The organism is Streptomyces sp. NPDC031497, assembly GCF_055580905.1.
Window position 1 is genome coordinate 12,345 of sequence record NZ_JBVIKO010000045.1, and the last position, 14,157, is coordinate 26,501.

14 protein-coding genes are annotated in these 14,157 nt (G+C 68.6%); 1 reads left to right on the forward strand and 13 read right to left on the reverse strand.

Annotated features, from left to right (window positions below; all coding sequences use genetic code 11):
* Window positions 1–25 precede the first annotated feature (25 nt).
* The 4 genes from ACZ5K7_RS46615 to ACZ5K7_RS46630 all read right to left on the reverse strand — a co-directional run bounded on the left by ACZ5K7_RS46615 (window position 26) and on the right by ACZ5K7_RS46630 (window position 6,331).
* A complete protein-coding gene (locus ACZ5K7_RS46615) occupies window positions 26–694 on the reverse strand; it encodes a hypothetical protein (RefSeq protein WP_468924421.1) in 669 nt (222 codons plus the stop codon).
* Window positions 691–3,285, reverse strand: coding sequence for a hypothetical protein (locus ACZ5K7_RS46620; RefSeq protein WP_468924424.1), 2,595 nt, complete (start codon window positions 3,283–3,285; stop codon window positions 691–693). The genes ACZ5K7_RS46615 and ACZ5K7_RS46620 overlap by 4 nt, the downstream gene beginning before the upstream one ends.
* Entirely contained in the window at window positions 3,282–4,346 is a 1,065-nt protein-coding gene (locus ACZ5K7_RS46625) for a tyrosine-type recombinase/integrase (RefSeq protein ID WP_468924427.1), read from the reverse strand. Before ACZ5K7_RS46625 ends, ACZ5K7_RS46620 begins: the two co-directional genes overlap by 4 nt.
* Window positions 4,347–4,975: 629 nt before the next feature.
* Window positions 4,976–6,331, reverse strand: coding sequence for an IS1380 family transposase (locus ACZ5K7_RS46630; protein ID WP_468924523.1), 1,356 nt, complete (start codon window positions 6,329–6,331; stop codon window positions 4,976–4,978).
* A gap of 840 nt (window positions 6,332–7,171) precedes the next feature.
* On the opposite strand from ACZ5K7_RS46630, the gene ACZ5K7_RS46635 reads away from it, so the two are divergent.
* Window positions 7,172–7,999, forward strand: coding sequence for a CAP domain-containing protein (locus ACZ5K7_RS46635; protein WP_468924430.1), 828 nt, complete (start codon window positions 7,172–7,174; stop codon window positions 7,997–7,999).
* A gap of 417 nt (window positions 8,000–8,416) precedes the next feature.
* Here ACZ5K7_RS46635 and ACZ5K7_RS46640 read toward each other — a convergent pair whose 3' ends face one another.
* The 9 genes from ACZ5K7_RS46640 to ACZ5K7_RS46680 form a co-directional block, all read right to left on the reverse strand.
* Window positions 8,417–8,809, reverse strand: a complete 393-nt coding sequence (locus ACZ5K7_RS46640) for a DUF6262 family protein (protein WP_468924433.1) — start codon at window positions 8,807–8,809, stop codon at window positions 8,417–8,419.
* Between the two features lie 388 nt (window positions 8,810–9,197).
* Window positions 9,198–9,323 (reverse strand): hypothetical protein, encoded by a 126-nt coding sequence (locus tag ACZ5K7_RS46645; RefSeq protein ID WP_468924436.1) that lies wholly within the window; start codon window positions 9,321–9,323, stop codon window positions 9,198–9,200.
* A gap of 66 nt (window positions 9,324–9,389) precedes the next feature.
* A complete protein-coding gene (locus ACZ5K7_RS46650) occupies window positions 9,390–9,875 on the reverse strand; it encodes a hypothetical protein (RefSeq protein WP_468924439.1) in 486 nt (161 codons plus the stop codon).
* Window positions 9,876–10,256: 381 nt separating this feature from the next.
* Window positions 10,257–11,192, reverse strand: a complete 936-nt coding sequence (locus ACZ5K7_RS46655) for a DUF4007 family protein (RefSeq protein ID WP_468924442.1) — start codon at window positions 11,190–11,192, stop codon at window positions 10,257–10,259.
* Between the two features lie 238 nt (window positions 11,193–11,430).
* Complete coding sequence (locus ACZ5K7_RS46660; RefSeq protein ID WP_468924445.1) at window positions 11,431–11,889, reverse strand: WhiB family transcriptional regulator; 459 nt, start codon at window positions 11,887–11,889, stop codon at window positions 11,431–11,433.
* 106 nt (window positions 11,890–11,995) lie between these two features.
* On the reverse strand, window positions 11,996–12,256 hold the full coding sequence (locus ACZ5K7_RS46665; RefSeq protein ID WP_468924448.1) for a hypothetical protein: 261 nt from the start codon (window positions 12,254–12,256) through the stop codon (window positions 11,996–11,998).
* Window positions 12,257–12,259: 3 nt separating this feature from the next.
* Window positions 12,260–12,565, reverse strand: a complete 306-nt coding sequence (locus ACZ5K7_RS46670; RefSeq protein WP_468924451.1) for a hypothetical protein — start codon at window positions 12,563–12,565, stop codon at window positions 12,260–12,262.
* Window positions 12,566–12,697: 132 nt separating this feature from the next.
* Window positions 12,698–13,192 (reverse strand): single-stranded DNA-binding protein, encoded by a 495-nt coding sequence (ssb, locus tag ACZ5K7_RS46675; RefSeq protein WP_468924454.1) that lies wholly within the window; start codon window positions 13,190–13,192, stop codon window positions 12,698–12,700.
* Window positions 13,193–13,474: 282 nt separating this feature from the next.
* Window positions 13,475–13,993, reverse strand: coding sequence for a hypothetical protein (locus ACZ5K7_RS46680; protein ID WP_468924457.1), 519 nt, complete (start codon window positions 13,991–13,993; stop codon window positions 13,475–13,477).
* Between the last annotated feature and the right edge of the window lie 164 nt (window positions 13,994–14,157).

Below are 14,157 nucleotides of genomic sequence, written 5' to 3' on the forward strand. Positions count from 1 at the left end.
CTGAGATCGCTCGGTGGTGGGCTTATCAAGCGCCGGGCGGCTCGGGGGCGGGTGCAACTGTTCGGGGTGCTTCTGGAGCATCTGCGGCGATCAGCCGGCTGTTCTCGATCATCAGCCGCTGGTTGACGTTGCGGAGTGCCTGCATGGCAGTCTCTGCTTGGCGGCCGGCTGCGAGTGCGGCGTCTCGTTGCTCGCGCAGTTCCTCCATCTCCGTGTCGCGCAGCGAGCGGGCGTTCAGGCCGTCGCGGAGGCGGGCGCCCAGTTCGTGGGCGCGTAGCGTGCGCAGCTCGTTCTGGACTTCGTGAAGGGTCTGTTGCAGGGCGGCGTTCTGCTCCAGGAGCATGCGGTTCTCGACTTCGAGGGCCGCCTCTTTGCGTGCGGTCGCTGCCGCTGCCGCCCGCGGCCCGTCTTGGGCAACGTGGGCGCGGACGTTCTCGGCTTCGGCTTTGAGGTCGCGGTGGCGTTGAAGGTACTGCGGGTTGACGGCGGCGCGCCGGGTGATCTCCGCGTCGGAGAGGGTCTGGCGGCTCTTGCGCATCGCGGCCAGGACGTCAAGGACCCGCTGTCGGCACTGTTCGCTGTCGGCACGGCGCCGTTGAACGGCGGCCGCCCTGCCGGCATCGAGGACCTCGGTCCGACCGGCGGGGATCGTTGCCTGGCCTGGCTGCGTGCGCGGGGCGGCCGGGCGCGTCATCCGGTCGTCGATTCAGTGACGATCGGGTCGACGGTTGGCTTGTCCAGACGCTGTTGTCCGGCCAGAACCGCCGCTACGGGGATGACGGTGAGGAACCGATCTCTGGTGTGGAGCCAGGACTCCACCGTGGTCCGTTCCTCGTGGGTGAGGGAGTCGATGTCGGCTTCGCATTTGCCGACGAGTTTGTCAATCTGCTGGATCTCCTGGCGGAGCAGCTCCAGGTTCGCCGCGCTCAAAGGGCCTGCGGTGAGTACGGTGCCGTAGGCGCCTTCCAGCGCGGCGAGTTGCTCCGCCTTCCCGGCGCGTAGTTGGCGCAGTTCGGGCAGGTGGGTGAAGTCGGTGGTGTAGAAGGTGCAGGAGAAGCAGCGGTTGTACACCGGGCAGCCGTGCCCGTCGGCGCGGACGTTGTTCATCTCGTGGCAGCGTCCTGCGGGGACGGGCACCGAGCCGACGCCCGCGCGGATCCGGTCGGCAAGGTCGGCGTCGGGGGTGCGGGAGCGGATGCGGCCGCCGGTGAGGTCGAACTGGAACTTGGCGGCGATGGCGCGCACCGCTTCCACCCGCCGGGGGTGCGAGGTCCGGTAGTAGACCTGTGTGGTGGAGGGGTCCTGGTGAGCCATGAGGACTTGCAGGATGTCGAGCGGGACGCTGGCGTCGGCGCGGAGCTGCGCGTAGGTGTGTCGGAAGGCGTAGGGGAAGACCCGTGCCGGATCGAAGGGCTTCCCGTGTTCGTCGGTTAAGGCGAACTGGTCGAGCCAGGTCTGAAGCCAGTAGCCGATCGTGCTGCTGTCGTACGGCCGCTCGCCGAGCGCGTTGGTGCGGGATCGGCGAGGGGTGGGGAAGAGCACCATGCGGGTGGAGCGGGGCCGGCCGTCTTCGTGGAACCAGTGCGGGGATTCGCTTGGCAGGTGGTCCTGTTGACGGGTGATGACCTCGGCGTCGCTGGGATGGAGCGGGAGTTTGTGCCGTCGGCGGACCTTCTGCATCCAGTACGCGAGGAAGGGGTAGGACCGGCGGCGCACCGTTCCGTCCGGGTCTTCCACCTCGATGTCGTGCCACTCCAGGCAGTCGAACTCCAGGTGGCGGAGCTCCCACGGCCGTCGGCCAACGCGCATCGCCAGCTCGACACAGTTGCGGCGGTTTCCGGTCGGGAGCAGGGCGAGATTGCGTTCGTCCATGAGCTGGAAGAAGACCTGTTCGGGCAGAGCGTCCTGGGAGCGGCCCTCCAGCTCGCTGGCCGTGTCGTCCCGCTCCGGGTACGGCGGCACGTCCATCTCCAGCAGATGGACGTCCGCAGCGTGATTGTCCGCGAGCCATGTCCGGCCATGTTCGAGGGCTTCACGCAGCATCTTCACCAGCTCGTAGTGGCGCACCGGGGTGACCAGCAGCGGTCGGGCGCCTTGCCGGGACGGCAGGAGGCGCTCGGCGACGATCTGCCGTACCGGGTCGTCATCGTTGAGGAGCTGGTACTCGCTGGTGTCGCGGGCTCGGTGCGTCATCCAGCGCAGGAAAGCGAGCATGCCGTCTCGGCCTACGTCGCCCGGCCTTCGGCCCTCGCCGGGCAGAGTACGAAGAAACATCGCGAACCACCGGGCCGCGAAGCCGACGAGCATCAACCGTGCCGAGGAGGCACCGGCGGCGGCGAGGCGGTGCAGGTACTGCTGGGCGAGGTGCGTGACCCAGGGGGCGTGGACGTCCCGCAGATCGACGCTCCCGCCCTTGTAGCGGGGGTTGAGGATGTGCAGTCTGACCAGGGTTCGGGTGTGCTCCGTCGCGGGGTCGGCGTCAAGGAGCGGCAGGGTCCGCTGCCAGAGCCGCAGATACGTCGTCTTCGCGCCCTTGGGCGGCAGTTCCACGGTGGCCAGGTCGTCGACCGCGTGGTCGCACAGCCAGCGCACCGCCGACTTGACCTGTCCGGGGCTGATCCGTCCGCCCTGGCGCAGCTGGGCCTCGTACCCGCGCAGCACCTGCGCCACGACCGTCGGCGCAAGATCGGCGAGCGGCACCACGTCGATGGACGTGTAGACCGCGCTTGCCGTCAGCGCCCAAGCCTCGCGGTCGGGGCATCCCGCGTTGGACCACTGCCGCTGGTGAGGCAGGCACAGCCGGCTCCGCCGCACCACGGCCATGCGTGGGCACACGCGAACCAGGCACTTCCCGAAGCCCGGACGAGGCTCGCGACCCCGGGCGAGGTACTCCTCGACGGTCAGCCGGAGTACCCGGCGCTCGGAGGCGCAGCTCTTGCACAGGCCATGGACCTCCGCGGCACGGTCGCAGCCCACCCGGCACCGATGCTCGGCGTAGGTGCGGCGGGCGAGCGGCACGGGTGCGCTCGCGCACCAGCTGTCGATGTCGTCCGGAGCGCCGGCCTCCTGCCAGTCGGATGCGCAGCGGTGACACAGCCATGGCCAGCTCGTGGCTGGCCGCTCGCAATCGGTGTGCCGGCAGCGGCGCAGCGAGTGCCAGTCGGCGCCCAGGGGGAAGCGCAGCTGGAGCGGGGAGCGGTCGAGGCCGTACCGGGTCAGGTAGTCCCAGGCCGGTTCCGGCCCGGCTGCGGGGGCTGGAGCGGGTTGAGGTGCAGAAGTCGTCATGCTGGTCCGAAGATCTTGTCGTTGACGGCCTGGGCGGCGTGGGCGACCCGGGCGTCGGAAGGGGTGCGGTACACGTTCTGGCTGGTCACGTCGCGGTGGCCGAGCAGGCGCTGGAGGACATCGCACGCGACGTCGAGGTCGGCTGCGGTCTCGCCGAAGGTGTGCCGCAGCATGTGCGGATGGATGTGCCGGATGCCGGCGTCCCGGGCGAGATCCGACACAAGGTCCTGAACTCGCCGCGTTCCGAGGACCTGCCCGCCCGGCTCTCCCGTGGGACCCGGGAACGACACGAAAGCCCAACCGGCGTCGCCCGCCCCGGGAATGGTGAGGCGTTCGCGCATCCAGTCGGCGTAGAGCATCACCGCGGGTCCGGGCACGGGAACGATGACGGTGCCGCGGTTCTTGTTCGCCGCCCCGCGTGGGTGACCGTCACGCTTCTCCAGGTGCAGGTGGGGGCCCAGGCTGTAGGGACAGCCCGGAACGGCACTGCCGGCCGGGACGAGGTGAATGTCCTCGCGAAGCAGGCCGACGACCTGGCCGACGCGCAGCGCGCACGCACCAAGCAGGGCGACCATGCAGCGGTCGCGGGCGGTCTTCGTGGCATGCAGGAGTGCGGCAAACTCCTCGTGGCTGGCGGCCGGTGCCCGGCCGGAAGCGTGGCTCGGTCGCGGATCGACGCGGATGCGTGGTTCAAGGACGAGTTTTCCCGTGGCCGGGTGCGGAGCGGTGATGAACAGGGCGTCGACCGCCTTCACGCTGATCCGGCGGAGGTCGGCCAGGTGCAGGTAGAAGCCGTGGATTGCCGCGAGAGCGGGGGCGAGCGTGGAGTCCTGCGGGAGCTGCCCCTGGCCGCGGCCGCTCGTCAGCCGGGGCGTGGTCCTCAGCTTCATCAGATAGCGCGGGAGCTCGACAGCCGCGTGCTCCCGCGACAGGTCGTGCTCGCCGCACCAGGCGTGGAAACGCTTGAGGTGACCTGCGTACGTCTTCGTAGTCGATTCCGCGCGGGCCCGGCCGAAGCGCAGGTGGCAGAGGAAGCCGTCCACGTCTTCGACGACCGTCAAGGTGGGCCCGGCAAGAACCGTCCAGTAGGCCAACGTGTCAGTGACCGTGACTCGGAGGATGTCGGCGGTTGGCCCTGTCCGCAATGAGCACAAACGGAATGTAGCAGCTCAATCACCCAACGAAATAACCGGTGTTGGGGCCGGGCGCGAGTACATCAAAGAGTGCAAGGATGATTCGCCTCACTGGACCGCCGGCCCGCGAATGGTACGAGTCAGTCGATGCTCGGACCCGATTCGCAGAAGGCCTCAGCCCGGGCAGCGGGTTGGTGAGGACGCCGGCGCTCACCGGCACGCCGAACACGGCAACACCGCACAGCTGTCGCTCAGCTCCCGAGACGTCGTACATGCCGAACTGCACCTTCACCGCGGGCCTTATCTGTAGCTGTCAAGCCTTCTTCCTGGTCCTTCGCACGCTTGTACCTCAGGCACGTAAGGCACGTCTGGCTCTGTCGTTGCTGGTGAACCGCTCCCCGCCGGGCCTGTGCGCCCTAGCCTCGGCGTTTCAGCTGGGGCGCTGGGCGGCTGAGCGAGGTTGCCTGGGGTCGTCTCGTCCGGTGGACATGGTGAGAGCCCGACGCGGGGTCGGGTTCTCCAAGGTCCTTGAGTCGAGGGCGGGCGGGGACGGCGAGTCAGCTGGCGGGGCGGGGTAGTGCGGCCAGGCGGTGGAACGCGGCCGCGAGTTCATGTCGCCAGGGCGAGGTCGCCGATATCCGAAGGCGGAGGCGACGGCCGCCCCGGGTGATGCGGGCGGCGACGTGCAGGAGCCGGTAGCGGAGTTTCTTGGGTTCGGCAGCCGCGAGTTCGCCGTCCAGCAGGAGGACGCGGGTCCAGGCGAGGAGGTCGATCGCCGCGAGGCTGAGTTCGAGCCAGGCGGCGTTGACCAGGAAGCGGCGGGAGGGGAAGCGGCCGAAGCCGGTGGTCTTGCCGCAACGGAGGGCCGAGCCGGCGGTGACGGGGGTGTCGGTGAGGAACACCTGGTGCCGCATGCCCTCGTCCTGGTCGAACAGCGAGAGCTGGGCTCCGGGGTGTGGTCGCTCGCGGCGGACGATGATGCGGGTGCCGTCCGGGTAGCCGGCAAGGTCGGCCATGCCGGTCAGTTCGGCGACCTCGGCGGACTCGCGGAAGGTGCCGTCCTGGTCCAGGGCCGGGTGCCAGACCTGCTCGGGCAGGGCCCGGATCGCGTGGCGGACCAGATCTGTGACCGCGTGTCCGACCGAGAAGGAGGTGCGGATTCCGCGTGTTCGCATGTCTCGGACGTGGGTGAGGAAGGACTTTGCGGATCCGGCGCTGTCGGTGCGGACGAGGATGTCGGTGCCGTGCCGTTGGGCGTCGGGGATCTGTGCGAGAGCGTCGTCCAGCACCGCGATGTGATCCGCGGCGGTATTGGCTCCAGCGTTCCCGGGCCGAAGGCGCCCGGACATGCCCTCGCCGGTGTTGGCCAGGAAACACAGCAGGGGATGGAACCCGAAACCGCCTTTGTAGGTGGGTGCGGCCTGGTCCTTCTCGGAATGGCAGGTGATCAGCGTGGCGTCGATGTCCAGGACCAGGCCGGATACTTCCCGTCCACCGGCTCTCGCCGCCGGTATGCCGCAGCGGGCCTCGGATGCCTGCAGCCAGGCCACCTCCCGGGCCTGAGCGCGGGCTGAACGCAGACGGTCCAGTACGCGTTCGTCGACGGCGGCCAGCAGCCGCCAGGCGGTCGGTGTCGAGGCGACCGGGCCGAACACCTCGCGCTGGTCGCGCAGTACGGCCAGATCCGTGATGGCCTCGCCGCCATCAGCCAGCATCACCGCGAGGTCGGTGGCGATCCGGCCCGGGGCATGACCAGTGCCGCGTGGTCGAAGCGGTCTCAGCGCAGTGGCGTACAAGCTGGCCAGACCGGTCGCATCGGCAAGATCAGCCAGCAGCCGTGCCCTGGCGTGTCCAACCACTCCCGCACCGTCAGCGGAGACATGGAGCTTGGGACGCGAACCGATACCGTGCACGTAGAAAGTGCCTTCCACCTGGACCGATAGAACCCCTCGACAAGGTTCATCGTCCCAGCTCAGAAGGCACTTTCGCGTTTCCGCCAGCGATCTGGACAGCCCTCAAGTGAAAGCCCGAGGCTAACGCAATGCCCCCGTACAGGCCGAGTCCTGATGCGCGTGCATCATGACGGGAGTCGATGTGAGCGTGGGGAGCGGGGATGGCCGAGGGACGGCCTGATCTGGAAGCCCGAGACGGACCGGCCGGACGACGCCGACGACGGGGCGGCCGGCGTGCTCGTACCGGCCAACTGAGACGGAAGAGCAACAGGGCGGCATCCCCTGATGGATGCTGTCCTGCTGCTGCGGCCAGAGTGGATCGGCTGCCCGAGCCTGCCGTTCCTGTGTCCACTGATGGCCTCGCCAGCCCTTCGAATAGCGGCAGTTCGGGAAATTGGGCGAGGAACGCCCTACCCGCTGTACTGTTCACTTGGTTAGGTGGCGATAACCGGCATCAACACCCATCAGTCGCGCATCTAGCCCTTTCGGCTTACCCTTGTTGCGTAGGGCATTAAGCGGGTCGGCATGAAAGTGAGGCGACTTTCCTTTCGGCCTACGCACTGCAGTCGCGATGTATAGGTGCAGCTGCGAGGTGAGTAGCGTGAGTGGCCCGCATGTGCGTCATCTCTAGAAATGTGGGCGCAGTGTGGCGGTTTGACGGCACTTGGGCTCAAATTGGCGGCCTGGTCGCCGCCATGGCGCTCCGCGATCGCTCTAGGACCGGCTCCGCGCCGCCGGGTGGCTCATATCGTCGCGACTCTTAAACGTCACAACACGCAGATCGGGTACAGGAGTCGCGCCATGGTCGAATCTTACATCGTTATCGGGGAATACCTGCACATTACGGCGCTTACGGCGCCGAACCAAAAAGTCCACCTCAATGCAAACGGGTCCTCGATCGGGCCGAGGTGCGTCTCCGTGCCATTCACGGGGGTAAACGGCGTGTATGGAGCTGTCAGCGGCAGCATCAGCGACCACACAATCGACTTCACCATAACCTGGGATGACAACCTAGGAAAGGCGGTGTACACGGGCACTGTGTGGCCGGACGGCATCACGCGCGGCACCGCGACGGGACCGGTCATCCCGGCTGCTGTGTGGGGTCCGGGGCCTTGGCAGACAGAGGCAGGCGCGCTGGCCGGGCCCGAGGATATGAGCGTGGAAGCGACAGAACTCTTCCAGCTGATCAACGACGCCCGGACGCATCCGAATAAATACCCACCCAACGGAGACGCCACCTTGGCGAAAATGAGCGCCTGTCCAAATGTGTTCCAATCCTCAAAGTGGTTGAACGGCACGGCGCAAGCACACAACAGCTTCCTTGCCTCCCAACCCATCGATTGGGTAAACGCTGATCCCAATATGCATAGGGGTCCGGACGGATCGCTGGTCTGGGACGCCGGTGAGGCGATCGACATGGGCGGATACCATTCATCGCGAGCTGAGATCGTCGCCACAGGATTCCCCACGGCCGCCGACGCGGTACGGTTCTGGATGCAGAACGACGCGCCCTCCCAGTGGGGACACCGTAACCGCATCCTGGATTGCGGGCTCACGCAGGCCGGAGCAGCACACCTCCAGGGCGGGCCAGGTGGGCACTACTGGACTGTCGATATGGGCACTCCGTAGCCCCGCCTGAAGCGTCCCGGTGAAGCGCGAGAATGTTTCCGCGAGGCGGCGGAGTTGTATGGGAGATTGAGACGAGATAATCCGGCGCTCACATCTCAGTATCTTGACGCCACGGCACCTCTCGGGCAACGCCAGCTCAATGAAGACGTCGAGTCCATCTACGCCGAACTCCGCCGCAACCTCTATAAGGAGTAGCGGGCCCCTGAGCCGCCGAGCCGTCACAGTGACGCGGGAGTCAGAGCGAGGCGGCGCGGCAGCGATCAAGACCCGCAACCGCAGCAGCGTGGCGCCAATGTCGTGTCGGCGGTGCCGACCAGCTCAGCACAGTCGGTTCGCCGTGACACCACCGCACGGCAGGCGGCAGGGGCACGCCGTGACGCACCCCTGTCCTTCTGGTGGTCCTTCCGGAGTCGCTGGTCAGGGGGCGGGGGCTTGATTCTCGGACCGGATCATGCGTCGGAGGCTGGTCCGTACGCTGGCCAGATCGTCCTCGGCCTCGGCGAGCTTGCTGGTCAGCTCCTCCACCCGGGCCTGGGCCTGAGTTAGGTGATCTTGCAGCTGCCGGTTCCTTGCCGTGAGTTCGTCGACGCGGGCACCGAGGTCCGCGGCGCCGAGCTGGTCGACTTGCTGGCCCAGGTTCCGGCGGACCGCCGTCTTGAGCCGCTCGACCTCGGCGCGCAGGCACCGGTTCTCTTCGCGCACGATCTCCTGTTCGACCTTCCACCCCGCCGGGGCCTTGGCCCGGCCGCGGGCGTCGGCCTGCGCGGTGCGGGACTGGCGTTGGCGGGCGGCTTCTATGTGTTCGTGCACCCCTCGTCGTGGTAGCAGTGGCCGCAGGCGTAGCGGGCGGCGGGCGTGCAGGTGCACGTCTCGGGATACAAGGTGTCCGCCGGCGGCCTCGGCAGTGGCCGGGACGGGGCGGTGAGTAGGGCGTTCATGGATACCTTCGTCGGTCGCACAGGCGATAAGGGGGGTTGCCAGGCGGCTTGGGGCGCCGACCGGCGGCCGGTGAGTGCGTCAGGTGTTTGTGCCGGGCGAGGCCTGCGGTCCCAGGGACCGAGGACGGCCCGCGGCTCGCGCGCTCCTGGTCGGCGTTCGCGGCGCGCGGCCAGCAGTGGCTGCGAGGCGATGGTGGGAGGCACCCGGTGGGGCCGGGGGATGACAGCCGTCGGCGGGCGCCGCATGACGGGCCGAGGGCTTATATGGAGACCAGCCGGACGGTGTGGGCCACCAGCGCGGTGGCGGTGGGCTCGTCGAACGGCAGGTCCCAGCTGACCTGGATGGTGGATGAGCCGTAGTCGCGAGAGCGCTCGCGCCGGATCATGCTGCTCTTGCCGCTGTGCGCGATGCGGACGAGGGGAACGCCGGGCAGCCGCTCGGGCAGCTCCGCCTACGGAGCGATCCTGCTGACGTGTCTCGGGCGATCGGCGAGGTCGGCGGCCAGGTGTCGCAGGTGGTAGTCCTCGTGAGCGCAGCACCCCTGGCAAGTGAGCACGGCCAGGCGCTGAACGCCGGGCCCGCCATGCAGTTCATGCCGGATGCCGGTGCTGTGCTCTTCACTGAGGACGGCGGCGGTGTCCGCGGCGTCGTGGTAGCGCACGAGCCAGAAGACCTCGCCCTGGTCGTCCTGCCAGCACCAGCTGATCGTGCGGTTGCGGGTGTTGAGCACCTCGGTCCATCCGGCCTTGAGGACCGACGGCCCGCCTCGCCAGGAGGACAGTTCCAGCGAGCTGCGCCCAGCTGCCGGATCGGCGAAGAACGACCCGGGAGTCAGCGGCCATGGCTTTACACGGGCCAGCAGCAGGGGCATCCTGGCGGGCCATTCGACGCCGTCCTCGTACGCGAGGTGTCGGAGTTGGAGGGGCGCGTCCCGCATGCACCGGCACGGCCGGCGAAGCAGCGCCCGAAACCGCACCAGTGCTGCCGGTTCGGCAGGGCCTCGAAGAGCGTGGCGAAGCGTCGTGGCTGCCAACCGCCCTGGTGAAGGCGGTCGAAGTGGGCGTTGAGGTTCAGCCGGTTCCAGCCTTGACGGTCCGGGCCTCTCGGGTAGGTGGGCTGTTCGAGAAAGGTGGGCATGTACGTCTCCGGGAAAACGGCGATGCAAAGGGTGACCGGGCTAAGTTCTGACAGCGACAGCCGCAGACTCGATCCGAGATAAAGAGGTGGCGGTGCCCCCCCCGCGAGGCGGGCGCCGCTCAGGGTGTGGCGGAACAGGCTGTCAGCGACTGTTCTTCGGGACCGCCGTGTCGAATGCCTTCTATTCGGCTGGCGGGCCGTTCGGTGACCGCGTTTCGCGGGCGGCCTGTTCTGGGCGGACACCGAGACGCTGGCGGACGCTCCCGTAGGACTCATCCAGGACGTCCCAGGCCAGCGCGAGTGGGGGGCGGTTGAAGGTGAGCGCCTCGGTGCCGTCACCGGTGTCCGCAACGCTCAGCTCTGGGTGCTGTGCCGCGGCTGCCTGCAGGGCGCGCCGCAGGGTGCGCGGGGTGAGCCTCAGTACGCGACCAGGCCCTGCTGCGTCGCTCAGGAGTCGGTCCAAGGAGATGCTGCCCGGGCCGGGGGCGGACCGTGAGGCGTACTCGAGGCAGGCGTACGCCACGACGGCGGCCGGGGTCCGGTTGCCGGCCGTACGGCTCAGGGAGATGACCCCGTCGGGATCGGCGCTCATCATGTCCAGGGCGCTGAAGGGGCGGTCGGCCAGGTCCTCCAGCGTCATGCGCGGCTGCTCGTGGGCGGTGTGGGTGTACATCCGGATCATGCAGCCGATGTCGCGGTGGAGTGTGGCGGCAGTGGGCTGCCGCTTCCAGTTCGCCGCGGCCGCCGCGCGCAGCATCCCTGCCGTCAGAAGGTCCGGTTTCAGCCGGCCGAACGGAGACAGACAGAAGGCGTAGTACCAGGCCGGCACCAGGCAGGGGGGAGCCAGCAGCCACCAGTGCAGCAGGAACAGGCTGCCGTCCTGCTCCAGGTAGGGATCGGCCCCGTCTTCGTCGAGCAGCCAGTGGCCTGTCGCGGTGGGGATGACGTCGTTGGGCGTGCCGGGGGCGTGGGGGATCTCGGTGGTGAGCTTGAACGCCGATGACCAGAACCGCATGGAGGCAACTGCGCTTTTGCCAACGCCGAGTTCGGTGATCGCGCCGGGCGATGCGAACACGCGAGGGTGCCCAGCACCGCCGTGTGCGTTTTGAGGAGCCATCCGTAGCGGGGCGAATAGGAGCCGTGCCGGGCGTGGACCGGCGCGACATACGAGGGGAAGGCGGGACCGGTCATCAGCGAGTCCTCCGACACGAGGGGGGAGCGAGCGGGACGGGGCGTTGTGCGGTGGTGGCGCGCGGGAGGCGGCTGCCGGTACGGCGCGGTGCCCGCGCAGGCGAGTTCGAGGAGACGACGGCTACGTTCGCGCCCTGCGCGCGTGAGCGGTTCACGCCGCGGCTTCACGGTGGTGCGGCCGGACGGTGGCGACCTCCACCTCGATGCGGGTGAGAGTCGTGATGCCGGATCGTGGGTGGCGCCGTGCGTGCTGCCGTCTGCCGCTGCCCGGCTCGCATGTCCCGCGCGGCCAGCACGCCAACCCAGTCGTCACCAAGGCGTTCCATGAGCCGTTTGCGCAACTCGTGGCGCTTGCCGGGAGTGGTGGCCGCCCACACGCCGCGGCCGGTCAGCGACGGGTTGGCCAGCGCCCACTTCAGGCAGCCACGGACGACCGGGCAGCCGGAGCAGGTGCCTTTGGCCCTGGCGATGGCCTTCGCCTGCTGGCGGGGGTCGGTGATGTCTTCGAAGGCGAACTGCGCCGGGTCGTCGTGGCAGGGAGTGGAGCCGTCCGTGGCGGGGAAGGGAATGCGCTTGTCCACGAGCGCGGCGACGGCTTGGGACGTGCGGTGGCGGGTAGTCATGAGATGCCCTCCAGCAGGGTGGTGCGAGGGTTCGTGGGACGGGCGGAAGCCCGGGGCCGGCTGCGTGCTGGGGGAGCGGTGCGATTGAGCAGTTCTGTCTCTCGCCTCAGGAAAGGCGGCTGGCCAGGTCGGCGTAGGTATCGCCTTCGTAGCCCAGCGGCAGGCCCTGTTTTCGGCGCTCGATGTTCGCTGCCCTGACGCAGAAGTGGCAGGCCGGTTCTTTGACCGCGTGGTGCCGGCGCCCGGGTTCGGGGATCCAGCCGGTCTCGGGGTCGACCAGGACCGAGACGACTCGCTCAGGGTCGTACATGAACAGCCGGCCGCAGCCGACGCAGGGGCTCATCGCGACGGGGCGATCGCAGGCCACGGCTCAGCTCCCTTCAGGCCCGGGGCACCAGCGGAACGCGTCGGGTGAGAGTGACTGGGGTGCGTCCGGGTCCCGATAGTGGGTGTCCTGGTGTTCGTCGTCGGCCTGGGCGTGGGCATCGATCCATTCGTCGGCGGCCTGCTCGGCGCCCAGTGCGCGCAACAGGCTGGCGAGAACGTCGACTTCCTCGCAGGTCAAGAGGTGGGCGATGTCGGCGGTGAGGATGCCGCACCAGGTGTCCGCGAATTCGTGACTGACTCGGTCGGGGATGGTGGTCTGGTGGCGGTCTGGGGAGGAGATGTCGTTCATGTTTCCCGGGACGTTCGGTGGAGTGCTGGCGGGGAGCGGCGATTTCGGGGCAGAGGGAGTGGGCTGGTGAGGGGATCCGGCGGACCGGCAGGGGCCGGAGGCTGGGACGGCGCACGGGGATCTCGGCTGGTGTCAGCGGAGGCGGGCCCAGCCGGGATGCCGCAGCGGGCGGGATGGCCGCCGCTCGTGTCCCGATGCCTCCCGGCGGGTCGGGGGTGCCAGCGGGACCGGTGTGGGTACGGGCGATTGGGCGAGCGCGGGAGGGAGCGTGCTGTCGGTGTAGGCGATGCGGTGGCGCAGGCTGAGCCCTACCTCATCGGCGTCGAGGTCCAGCACGGTGCGCTGTTTACCGTCGCGGTCGGTGTAGCTGTGCTGGCGCAGGCGGCCCTGGACGATGACGTGCATGCCGCGCTGCAGGGACTCGCAGATGTGCTCGGCGACCTGGCGCCACGCCGTGCAGGTGATGAACAGTGATTCGCCGTCGGTCCACTGACCCGTGGTGCGGTCGTAGATCCGGGGAGTTGACGCGACCCTAAAGCGGGCGACAGGCGTTCCCTTGCCGGTGAACCGGAGTTCGGGATCGGCGACCAGGTTTCCGGTGATGGTGACGACGGCCTCGCCGGTCATGGCGGCCGCTCAGTTCTGGGCGTTGTGGTGAGGGCGGGCCTTGACGGACCCGGTGATGGTGGGGAGGAGATCCGGCTTGGGCACGGGGCGACTCCTGGTTCGTGTGGTTCGGCGCCGGAAGGGCGCTAAGTGTCTAGATTCGATACTAGATATAAACATGGTGAGATGCAAACACCCACGTACACGTCCCGGGCGAGAAGCGTCAGGTCGGGAAGATGCCCTGCCGGGTGGTCAGTACGGGAGGTGGCCAGGGCGGCGTCGACGATGCCCGTCAGGCGGTTGTCAGGCAGTGCGCCTCATATCGATGTCCGGTCGCCGCAGTTCTTCGGTGACTTCCTCGATGCTCGGCCCGCCCTGCCAGGTGAGGGACGGCCTCACGCCCGGCGGCTCACGCAGCACCCACTGAGCATCCGGCCATATCAACCGCACCCGGTGCAGGATCCGGTCGAGCGGAACCGGGGCGAGTTCGTCCAGGGTTCGCCGCCGCTCCTGCTCGGCCCGCAGGTCGTTCCACTGGAACCCGACGTCGCCAGCAGGGACGCCCGCGAAGGACTCGTCGGCGACCACGTAGCAGTCCGGCGTCTCCTCCGCCACCATGTGCCAGGCGAGGGCCTCCGCCCACGCGACCTGCGTCGACCGCGCCTTCAGCACGTACTTGTGGGGCTTCTCCCCGTCGTACCGCTCGGTGCCCGCGATCGTCACGGTGAACGTCCGGTCGTGCGCGCTGTAGTCGTCGGGGAAGCCGTCGTACAGGGGCTCGCCGCCGTACCGCTCGGGGGTTGTGATGTCCTGCTCGCTCATGCTCGTCTTCCTGTTCGTCGAAGGTGGTTAGGGGCGTCCGCACCCGGCGGGGCACGTGACGAGGTTGGGGCAGTCGCAGTCCGGGGTGAACTCGTTCTGCGAGCAGCCGCAGTCCGCGCACTGCTCCTCGCTGTTCTCCGGGTGGTCGACGTGAGGAGTTGGGC